Source organism: Planktotalea sp., assembly GCF_018607965.1.
Classification (GTDB): domain Bacteria; phylum Pseudomonadota; class Alphaproteobacteria; order Rhodobacterales; family Rhodobacteraceae; genus Planktotalea.
The window spans coordinates 1-9,920 of record NZ_JABBAM010000004.1 but is presented as its reverse complement, the minus strand read 5'-3'; the positions used below and the strand labels follow the sequence as shown (position 1 = coordinate 9,920).

Sequence of the window (9,920 nt, the reverse complement as noted above, 5' to 3'; positions counted from 1 at the left end):
TGCTTCCTTCCGGATCTGACCAGGTTGGCGAGGCACTCGCCCGCGCCAACCTCTCAACTTCCAATATAGAACTGCTTTGGATGGTTTGCAAGACACGCTTGAATCTTGGGTGTGATCGGCAATAGCGTGCGCTAAACCTTAGGAGCCTTGCCATGAAACTTGCTGAAACCGTAACGTTTGGGGGGTCCGGTTTGGACCGGGCGGCACAATTGCGCGGTGATGTGGATGGTTTGGCCAAGTTACACGCCGACCCTAAATCAGAGGCAATTGTCTTTTGGCGCGGAAAACCCCTGATCCGTCGGGGGGATTGGGACGCATTGGCGCGCCTCCCTCTGAGCCACGTGGTGTTTGAAGGACGCGCAGATCAAGCGATCTTTCTTGGATTAGAAGACGACCTTGCGATTTTTTCGCATGATCTGTCTGATTGGAGCCCCGCAGACGTTGACGAAGCGGCGATGAACACGTTCCTTGATCTGACCGAACAACGCCATCCAGAGCTACCTGAAACCGATGTTTTTGCGGAACTTCGCAGCAATATGACACGTCTCACGCCGCGCGATGCGGAGCTCGCCGCATCTGCACGGGCAGTTTATTGCTGGCACAACAGCCATGCGTTCTGCTCTAAATGCGGGGCGCAAAGTCAGATGGCCATGTCAGGCTGGCAGCGTGATTGCAGTGTCTGTGATGCGAAACACTTCCCGCGCACTGATCCTGTGGTGATTATGCTGATCACACATGGAAATTCGGTTCTTATGGGTCGTTCGCCGGGTTGGCCCGAAGGCATGTATTCGCTTTTGGCGGGCTTCGTCGAACCGGGAGAATCGCTGGAAGGCGCCGTGCGTCGTGAGGTCTTTGAAGAGGCGGGTATCAAAGTTGGGCAGGTTGACTACCTTGCCAGCCAACCTTGGCCGTTCCCCAATTCCTTAATGTTTGGCTGCAGGGGCGACGCGCTAAGCGACGAAATTACTATTGACCCTGTCGAGATTGAGGATGCAATTTGGGTCACGCGCGAAGATATGATGATGTCATTTGCGGGCGAAAACCCCAAGATTCTACCGGCCCGCAAAGGCGCAATCGCACATTTCATTTTAAAGCATTGGCTCAGCGATAGACTTGAGTAACCTCTCTCGTCTATAAAATCTAAAACAACGAGCAAACCAAAGCGAAGCAGGCCCATGAAATTTTCAACAAAAGAAGATATAGAAGCTCCAATCGCGGATACTTTTGAACTGTTTACTGAGTTCGATCATTTTGAAAAATCTGCATTGCGACGCGGCGCAGACGTGAGTCGCACTGATTCGCCGCGCAAATCTGGGGTTGGTATGGCATGGGCAAGCACGTTCAAATTGCGCGGAAAGAACCGTAACGTTAGCGCAGAAATGGTTGGATTTGATCCAAGCGAAAGCTACACAGTTGAATTGCAGAGCAATGATATCACTGCCTTTGCCGTCGTGGAACTTATAGCCCTGCTCAAAAGCCACACGCGCGCTTCGATTTCTATCGAATTGAAACCCAAAAGCCTATCTGGCCGATTGATGGTACAAACGATGCGCCTTGGAAAAACGCGATTGGATAAGCGTTTTAAGATGAGAGTGTCTGATTTTGTTCTTAACATAGAACGTCAATATAAAACCGGTGTGAGCGCCTAATTTTTCAGGATACGTCGCGATCGCCGGATCTTGGATATGTGCCAAGAATAGTGACTTCACTAGTGAAGTAACCAAGTTCGTCTAGTGCAAGTTGCACATCGTTGTCTTCAAGGTGGCCCTCAATTTCCGCATAGAATTGTGTTGCGGTGAAATGGCCTGCGACCATGTAGCTTTCCAGCTTGGTCATGTTGACACCGTTCGTGGCGAAACCACCCATGGCTTTGTAGAGCGCCGCAGGAATGTTGCGCACGCGAAATACAAAGCTGGTCATCATGCGCACGCCATCTTGTCGGGCAAGATCGTTGTCGCGTGACATCACCAAAAAGCGAGTCGTGTTATGCCCGTGATCTTCGATATCACTGGCGAGGACGTTCAGCTTGTAAATGTTGGCTGCGATCTCGCTGGCGAGTACACCACTGGCCATGTCACCACTTTCAACAAGCTCTGCGGCGGCACCCGCGCTATCGGCGGCATTTTCGCCTTCAATTCCATTTTTGGAAAGGAAAGCAGCGGCTTGCGGTAAAAGCACCATGTGCGCACGGACTTTTTTGATGTCACTCAACACGGCACCCGGCATTGCCATTAAGCTGATGCGCACCCGCGTGAAGGCTTCGCCGATAATATGCAAACCAGAGCTGGGCAACAGCCGGTGAATATCTGCGACCCGTCCGTATGTTGAGTTTTCAACAGGCAACATCGCAAGGTGGGCCTGCTTTGAATTAACTGCCTCGATGACGTCTTCAAACGTCTTGCAAGGAAGAGGGACGTAGTCGGGATAGTTATCGGCGCAGGCCTCGTGTGAATAGGCCCCAAGTTCACCCTGAAATGCGATCTTTTTGGTCATGTGGCTGGTTCCTCTAAAATATGAAGTACTTTGGCGTTTCGTCGCGGGTTCTACACCTTGCCTTAATCGCGTGAAACCCATAGATAACCGCGCAACGATATTATGAAGGCGAGCCACATGTTTGATACAATGACACTAACCAAAATTCTTGGCGCTGGCTGCGGTGCATTGCTTTTGTTCCTTATGGGCAGCTGGGCGGCAGAAGAACTGTATCACACTGGTGGCGGTCACGGCGATGATCATGCGCAAGGATATGTGATCGAAGTTCCAGATTCTGGTGCGGCTGTAGAAGAAGTTGTGAGCGTAGACATTGCAACGCTGATGCTGGATGCGGACGTTGCCAAAGGCGAAAAGGTTTTTGGTAAATGTAAAGCGTGTCACAAGTTGGAAGACGGCGCCAACGGCACAGGTCCGCATTTGTTTAACGCGGTGGACCGCGCAATCGGGTCTGTCGATGGTTATGGTTACTCGACTGTGCTTGCTGAACTGGGTGGCGCTTGGGGTTATGCAGAACTTGATGGTTTCCTCGAAAATCCAAAGGGTTATGCGAAGGGTACCAAGATGGGCTTTTCCGGCCTGAAGAAAGCAACAGATCGCGCGAACCTGATCGCGTATCTTGAGACGGTTAAGTAACAAACAGTTGCAGATGAAAAATCGAAGCCGCCAGCCCAGTGCTTGGCGGCTTTTTTCTTTTGGGAAACGATGTTTTTGTACCCAACGCACGCTTCGATCACACACAATTCAGCATTCAACGCTTGAATGTGACCGCTGCAGCGTTTTAGCTATGATAGACAAATAAAAACGAAGCAGAATGCCTTTGGGAGAATTAAAATGACACATAAATCCCCACTATCCGAAATCACCGTGAAACGCCGAGATCTGATGCTTGGCATGGCAGCTGGTGGTGCTGGATTGGCGCTTGGCGTAAATCCTGGTGCAGTCTTTGCGCAAGATACATCTTCCGAAATGGTGAAAAGCCATGGCTATTCCTTTTTCGGAGATTTGAAGTATCCGCCGGATTTTACACATTTTGATTATGTGAACCCAGAGGCCCCAAAAGGTGGAGAGATTTCTCTGTCTACGCGTGGCACCTTTAACAGCATGAACCGTTGGGCCCAAAAGGGCCAGTCTGGCCAATTCTCAGGTCTCGTCGCTGAATCAATGCTCGGCTCTGCACCGTTTGATGCAAGCCTGCCTGCGGACTCTATTACGGATGCCTATTGCCACTTGGCGGAATCGGTCGAGTACCCAAAGGCCAAAGAATGGTGCGTGTTCCACATTCGCCCCGAAGCAAAATTCTCTGACGGCAGCCAACTGACCGCGCATGATGCGGTGTTCACGCACAACCTGTTTATGGAACAAGGCATCCGCAGTTATGCGCGTTCGGTGAAGCAGCGCATTTCAAGTGTAGAAGCCATTGATGATTTTACGCTGAAAGGCACGTTTGTTGATGGTGTGTCGCGGCGTTCTCTGATCAGCACCATTGGCGGCTCCCCCGTGTTTTCCCAAGCATGGTACGAAGAAACGGGCGAGCGACTGGACGAACCTTCCTTGCTCACGCCGCTGGGCAGTGGCCCTTACGTGGTTGAAGATTTCGAGATCAATCGCTTCATCGTGTACAAGCGCAACCCTGACTATTGGGGTTGGCATTTGCCGATCAACGTCGGGCGTCACAACTTTGATCGTGTTCGTGTTGAATATTTTGCGGATCAAACTGCAGAATTTGAGGCGTTCAAAGCAGGCGAATATACGTTTCGCCAAGAAACGAGTACGAAGCAGTGGGCGACGGGCTATGATTTCCCTGCGATCGAAGAAGGTCATGTTAAGCGCGAGGCACTGCCTAACGGACAGCCACCTTCGCCGTCAGGTTTCGTCTTCAACCTATTGCGCGAACCCTTCACCGATATGCGCGTACGCGAAGCGCTAAGCCTTGCATATAATTTCGAGTGGGTTTCAACGTCCTTGCAGTTCGGCCTAACCAAACAGCGCCATTCCTTCGCGGAAAACTCGGAAGTGGAAGCCAAAGGTGTGCCGACTGGCTTGGAAAAAGCGTTCCTTGAATCCCTTGGCGATTTGGTGCCAGCAGAGGTGATGACACAGGAAGCTGTGCGTGCGCACACATCCAATCCTGACACGGTTTCAGACCGACGTAATCAGCGCAAGGCGTTGAAACTGTTCAAGGAAGCAGGTTGGACTGTTGGCAGTGACGGTAAGTATGTTGATGCGGACGGAAAGCCCATCGCGTTCAAAATCATGCTGTCGTCCAGCACGGGCGATACCGTTGAGGCGATCATCACGACCTATGTTCAAACGCTGAACAAATGGGGCATCGCGGCGGATATGGAAAAGATCGATTCCGCACAATATGCGCAGCGCTATTACGACAAAGACTGGGACATGATGTATTTCCGCAATCAAACCTTCTTGGCTGCTGGAATAGGTCTAAAGCAGGCATACGGATCGGAAACAGCCGTTGTGTCCTCTTACAACCCGCAATCTCTGCAAAGTCCACTGGTGGATGCGATTATTGACGGCTCACTGGAAACTAACTCACGCGCAGAAGAGGCCGCAGCGTTGCAGGCGCTAGATCGCGTGTTGCGCTATCTTCGTATTCAGATCCCTAGCGGATACGTCGGCGAACACTGGGTCGCGTCTTATGACATATATGAACATCCCGAAAATCTGCCGCCCCTTGCTTTGGGCCATCTGGATTTCTGGTGGTACAACAAAGAAAAGCACGAGGCATTGAAAGCCTCTGGCGCACTGAGGTAATCCGCTTTGGGAGCATATATTCTTCGACGTTTGCTGCTGATTATTCCAACTTTGCTTGGGATAATGATCGTCAATTTCACATTGGTGCAATTTGTACCCGGCGGTCCAGTTGAACAAATCCTCGCTCAAATGCAGGGCGGGGGCGACGTGTTTGAGGGCTTCTCTGGTGGGGGCAATGATGTTGGGGAAGAAACTTTTGGCTCTGACAGCGACTATGTTGGTGCAAGGGGTCTGCCCAAGGAATTCATCGAAGAGCTAGAGAAAGAGTTTGGCTTCGACAAACCGCCACTTGAACGCTTTTTGAATATGCTTTGGAACTATGCACGTTTTGATTTTGGTGAGAGCTATTTCCGATCTATTAGCGTGACCGACTTAGTGCTGGAAAAGATGCCTGTTTCAATCACACTGGGACTTTGGTCCACGCTGATTGCTTATCTTGTGTCTATCCCGCTTGGTATTCGCAAGGCGGTTCACGACGGCACAAGCTTTGATACATGGACGTCCGGTCTGATTATTATCGCTTACGCAATTCCGGGATTTTTGTTTGCGATTGTTTTGTTGGTTCTGTTTGCTGGGGGATCTTATTGGCAGATATTCCCGCTGCGTGGACTGACCTCTGAGGGCTTCGAAAACCTAAGCATGCTTGGAAAGGCGCTGGATTATCTCTGGCATATTGTGTTGCCTGTGACCGCATATTCGATTTCTGCGTTCGCGACGCTGACTTTGTTAACCAAGAACAGCTTTCTGGACGAGATCAAGAAGCAGTACGTTATGACCGCACGCGCGAAAGGCTTGAGTGAAAGAAAAGTGCTTTATGGGCATATCTTCCGCAATGCGATGTTGATTGTGATAGCAGGATTTCCTGCGGTTTTCGTATCCGTATTCTTCGGTGGATCGCTGATCATCGAAACGATCTTCTCACTCGATGGGATTGGGCGTCTTGGGTTTGAGGCAGCGGTCGGGCGCGATTATCCTGTTATGTTTGGAACGCTGTTCATCTTTGGCCTTATCGGTCTGATCGTCAGTATTTTGTCCGATTTGATGTATGTCCTCGTTGATCCGCGCATCGACTTTGAAAAGCGCGAGGGCTGATCTGATGACACTCTCACCGCTTAATCAACGCCGCTGGCGCAATTTCAAAAACAACCGCCGCGCGCTATGGTCTTTGATCATCTTCTCTGTGTTGTTCGGCCTAAGTCTATTTGCGGAATTTATTGCAAACGACAAACCCATCATGGTGAGCTATCGCGGCGAATTGCATATGCCTGTGTTCCAGTTTTATCCAGAAACGGCCTTTGGTGGAGATTTTGAAACCGAAGCCGTTTACCGCGATGTCGAAGTGCAATGCTTGATCAAATCGGGTGGTGCGGACGCGTGCTGGGATGATCCTGAAGGCATCATCGAAGGCGTGGAAGATGGGTCTTTTGGCGTGGATTTGGACGATTTTCAGAAGGGTTGGATGCTTTGGCCGCTTATCCCATATGCCTACGACACAACGGTAGATCGTACAGGTGCTGCGCCGTTGCCGCCCAACGGTGATAATCTGCTTGGCACGGATGACACCAAACGCGACGTGCTTGCACGTGTGATTTATGGCTTCCGGCTGTCGATTCTATTCACTTTGATCGTGACATCCCTTGCCAGTGTTGTGGGCATCACCGCAGGTGCAATTCAGGGGTATTTTGGCGGCTGGGTCGATCTGATCTTCCAACGTATCATCGAAATTTGGGGAGCGGTCCCATCGATCTATATCATCATCATTATGTTCGCGATCTTGGGTCGTAGCTTTTGGCTGCTTGTCTTCCTGATGGTTCTGTTCGGATGGATGGCGTTGGTTGGTGTTGTGCGCGCCGAATTCCTAAGGGCCCGTAACTTAGAATACGTGCGCGCGGCCAAGGCACTTGGCGTGTCCAACACAGTGATCATGTTCCGCCACATGCTGCCCAATGCGATGGTCGCGACGGTAACCATGTTGCCCTTCATTGTGACGGGCACAATCAGTGCGCTTGCGGGCCTCGACTTCCTCGGCTTTGGCTTGCCATCGTCCTCCCCCTCACTAGGCGAGCTGACATTGCAAGCCAAACAGAACTTGCAGGCACCTTGGCTTGCCTTCACAGCCTTCACCACATTTGCTGTCATGCTCTCACTGCTCGTGTTTATCTTCGAAGGTGTGCGCGATGCGTTTGATCCAAGAAAGACCTTCTCATGAGTGCCTTGCTTGAGGTCAAAGACCTAACCGTTGCCTTTCGCCAAGATGGCCAATTGAGCGCTGCAGTGCGCGGCGTTAGCTTCACCGTAGATCGCGGCGAAACTGTAGCTTTGGTGGGGGAAAGTGGATCAGGCAAATCTGTGACAGCGCTTAGTTCTGTGTCCCTACTGGGTTCAAGTGCGGTGACCGGTGGGTCGATCAAATACGCGGGCCAAGAGATGGTCAATGCGGATGAAAGCCTGCTGCGAAAGGTGCGCGGCAATGATATCAGTTTCATTTTTCAAGAACCGATGACGTCCCTTAACCCGTTGCATACGTTAGAAAAGCAGCTGGGTGAATCGCTTGCGCTACACCAAGGGGTGGTGGGCGCCGCTGCGCGTGGACGCATCATTGAATTGATGAATAAGGTTGGTATCCGCGACCCTGAAAGCCGTTTAAATTCCTATCCTCATCAGCTGTCTGGTGGTCAGCGACAGCGTGTGATGATTGCCATGGCGCTTGCCAATGGTCCTGATCTGTTGATCGCGGATGAACCGACAACAGCGTTGGATGTCACCATTCAAGCGCAGATTTTGGAACTTCTGGCTGGTTTGAAGAAGACCGAAAACATGGGACTTTTGTTTATCACCCATGACCTTGGGATTGTTCGCAGCATTGCTGACAAAGTTTGCGTTATGAAAGCGGGCGAAATTGTTGAGGCGGGTCCAACCGAGGACGTCTTTGGCAATCCTCAACACGAATACACCAAGACCTTGCTAAGTGCGCATTCCGTAGGAACGCCTGATCCAGTTCCAGCTGGTGCTGTCGAAGTGGCAAGCACCGACAAGTTGAAGGTCTGGTTTCCGATCCAAGAGGGTTTGTTGAAACGAACCGTTGGTCATGTGAAAGCGGTTAATGAGGCGACGCTTTCCGTGCGCGCTGGCGAAACCTTGGGCATCGTTGGTGAAAGTGGGTCTGGCAAAACGACACTGGCGCTTGCGATGATGCGTTTGATCGCATCAAAGGGCGGGATTAGTTTCGATGGGAGCGATACGCGGGGCTGGTCCACACGGCAATTGCGCGCTGCTCGCAAAGATATGCAGATCGTATTTCAGGATCCTTTTGGATCCTTGTCGCCGCGTATGACTGCCGAACAAATCATCGCGGAAGGGCTAGGCGTGCATGGCACGGACGGGGTGAAAACACCGCGTGAAATGGTCGCTGAAATCATGGTCGAAGTCGGCTTGGACCCGGAAACCATGCATCGCTATCCGCATGAGTTTTCAGGTGGCCAACGTCAACGTATCGCGATTGCACGGGCGATGATCTTACGGCCTAAATTGGTTGTGTTGGACGAACCTACAAGCGCACTCGACATGACGGTTCAGGTTCAAATCGTTGAACTGCTGCGGGGTCTTCAAAAGAAGTATGGGCTTGCCTACCTGTTCATCAGCCATGACCTGAAGGTCGTGCGTGCGATGTCACACAAGGTGCTGGTTATGAAACAGGGTGACATTGTCGAAATCGGCGAAAGCGAAGCACTGTTTAATGCCCCCCAACATGAATACACGCGCGCGCTGCTAAGTGCTGCTTTGGATCACCGCCCAAATTCCTAATGTGAGCGCCCGTTGTAGTGTGTCACGGGCGTTCACCTAGTTTCAGTGACGTGCTTCACGACATTCGTGGCAAGGCGTCGGTGATCGGCGGGGCCGTTGTACGCGGTTTTGCGCAAGGCCCGGTGCGAAGAATACAATTGGGTCAATCATTAGGATCTCTCCGATCAGCGTGAAATTTTGGGTCGCTCATACGGCCAGCCCGCCAGTGCCTTGGGGCGTACCAACGGCGCTCATGGGGCTTGTGTTGCAGCGAGGCACGTATGAAAGCATCTGCGAGGATAGGTAACATTTTCTTCTCCTTTTTTCTGTCTGTGCTTTAAATGTGCCTAAATGCGAGCCAGGAAGAATATAGTTATGTAAGGTGAGATTACATATGGAATGGCGAACCATGCCGCCTTTATCTGCGCTGCGCGCGTTTGAGGCTTATGCCACGCAAGGGTCGTTGCAAAAGGCAGGGGATGCGTTGAACGTGTCTCATGCCGCGGTCAGCCAGCAAATTCGCAATCTGGAAGCCCACCTTAGTGTCACGCTTTTGGATCGATCTGGTCGCCAAGCGCAACTGACGCGAGAAGGGCGCGACATGGCTGACGTTCTCAGCGCAAGTTTTGGTGCGATTGGCGCAGAGGCCCGCAAGCTGACGACAAAAGATGCCGACCGTGCGCTTGTTGTTTCGACCACACCCAGCTTTGCTGCGAATTGGCTGGTGCCTTGTTTGGCCGATTTTCGGCTGCAACACCCCGAAATCAACATTGTCATAGATGCGAATCCGAATGTGTCTGATCTTGGTCCAAACGGTCCAGACGTCGCGATTCGCTTTGGTCAGGGCGGATGGTCAGGCGTAGATGCGACAT

9 protein-coding genes are annotated in these 9,920 nt (G+C 51.6%); 8 read left to right on the top strand and 1 reads right to left on the bottom strand.

Annotation, left to right across the window (positions count from 1 at the left end; genetic code table 11):
• Positions 1-152: 152 nt before the first annotated feature.
• Together nudC and QZ279_RS00135 are read left to right on the top strand one after the other, a co-directional pair.
• Complete coding sequence (gene nudC / locus QZ279_RS00140) at positions 153-1,121, top strand: NAD(+) diphosphatase (protein ID WP_293446750.1); 969 nt, start codon at positions 153-155, stop codon at positions 1,119-1,121.
• A 162-nt stretch (positions 1,122-1,283) separates the two neighbouring features.
• Entirely contained in the window at positions 1,284-1,649 is a 366-nt protein-coding gene (locus QZ279_RS00135) for an SRPBCC family protein (RefSeq protein WP_293446749.1), read from the top strand.
• A gap of 4 nt (positions 1,650-1,653) precedes the next feature.
• On the opposite strand, the gene QZ279_RS00130 is transcribed toward QZ279_RS00135, so the two are convergent.
• Positions 1,654-2,493, bottom strand: a complete 840-nt coding sequence (locus tag QZ279_RS00130) for a prephenate dehydratase (protein ID WP_293446748.1) — start codon at positions 2,491-2,493, stop codon at positions 1,654-1,656.
• A 117-nt stretch (positions 2,494-2,610) separates the two neighbouring features.
• Between QZ279_RS00130 and QZ279_RS00125 the strand changes: the two genes are divergently transcribed.
• The 6 genes from QZ279_RS00125 to QZ279_RS00100 form a co-directional block, all read left to right on the top strand.
• On the top strand, positions 2,611-3,126 hold the full coding sequence (locus QZ279_RS00125) for a cytochrome c family protein (protein WP_293446747.1): 516 nt from the start codon (positions 2,611-2,613) through the stop codon (positions 3,124-3,126).
• Positions 3,127-3,324: 198 nt separating this feature from the next.
• Positions 3,325-5,265, top strand: a complete 1,941-nt coding sequence (locus tag QZ279_RS00120; RefSeq protein ID WP_293446746.1) for an extracellular solute-binding protein — start codon at positions 3,325-3,327, stop codon at positions 5,263-5,265.
• 6 nt (positions 5,266-5,271) lie between these two features.
• Positions 5,272-6,357: a microcin C ABC transporter permease YejB gene (locus tag QZ279_RS00115; protein ID WP_293446745.1), complete on the top strand. Its 1,086-nt coding sequence runs from the start codon at positions 5,272-5,274 to the stop codon at positions 6,355-6,357.
• A 4-nt stretch (positions 6,358-6,361) separates the two neighbouring features.
• On the top strand, positions 6,362-7,474 hold the full coding sequence (locus tag QZ279_RS00110) for an ABC transporter permease (protein WP_293446744.1): 1,113 nt from the start codon (positions 6,362-6,364) through the stop codon (positions 7,472-7,474).
• Positions 7,471-9,069 (top strand): ABC transporter ATP-binding protein, encoded by a 1,599-nt coding sequence (locus QZ279_RS00105; RefSeq protein ID WP_293446743.1) that lies wholly within the window; start codon positions 7,471-7,473, stop codon positions 9,067-9,069. Before QZ279_RS00110 ends, QZ279_RS00105 begins: the two co-directional genes overlap by 4 nt.
• Before the next feature lie 373 nt (positions 9,070-9,442).
• On the top strand, positions 9,443-9,920 hold a 478-nt coding region (locus QZ279_RS00100; protein WP_293446742.1), incomplete at its 3' end, for a LysR family transcriptional regulator.

Bases quoted from the DNA above. Each gene is read 5' to 3' on its own strand.
- QZ279_RS00130 (WP_293446748.1), bottom strand. From the start codon at position 2,493: ATGACCAAAAAGATCGCATTTCAGGGTGAACTTGGGGCCTATTCACAC.
- QZ279_RS00120 (WP_293446746.1), top strand. From the start codon at position 3,325: ATGACACATAAATCCCCACTATCCGAAATCACCGTGAAACGCCGAGAT.
- QZ279_RS00110 (WP_293446744.1), top strand. From the start codon at position 6,362: ATGACACTCTCACCGCTTAATCAACGCCGCTGGCGCAATTTCAAAAAC.
- QZ279_RS00125 (WP_293446747.1), top strand. From the start codon at position 2,611: ATGTTTGATACAATGACACTAACCAAAATTCTTGGCGCTGGCTGCGGT.
- nudC (WP_293446750.1), top strand. From the start codon at position 153: ATGAAACTTGCTGAAACCGTAACGTTTGGGGGGTCCGGTTTGGACCGG.
- QZ279_RS00105 (WP_293446743.1), top strand. From the start codon at position 7,471: ATGAGTGCCTTGCTTGAGGTCAAAGACCTAACCGTTGCCTTTCGCCAA.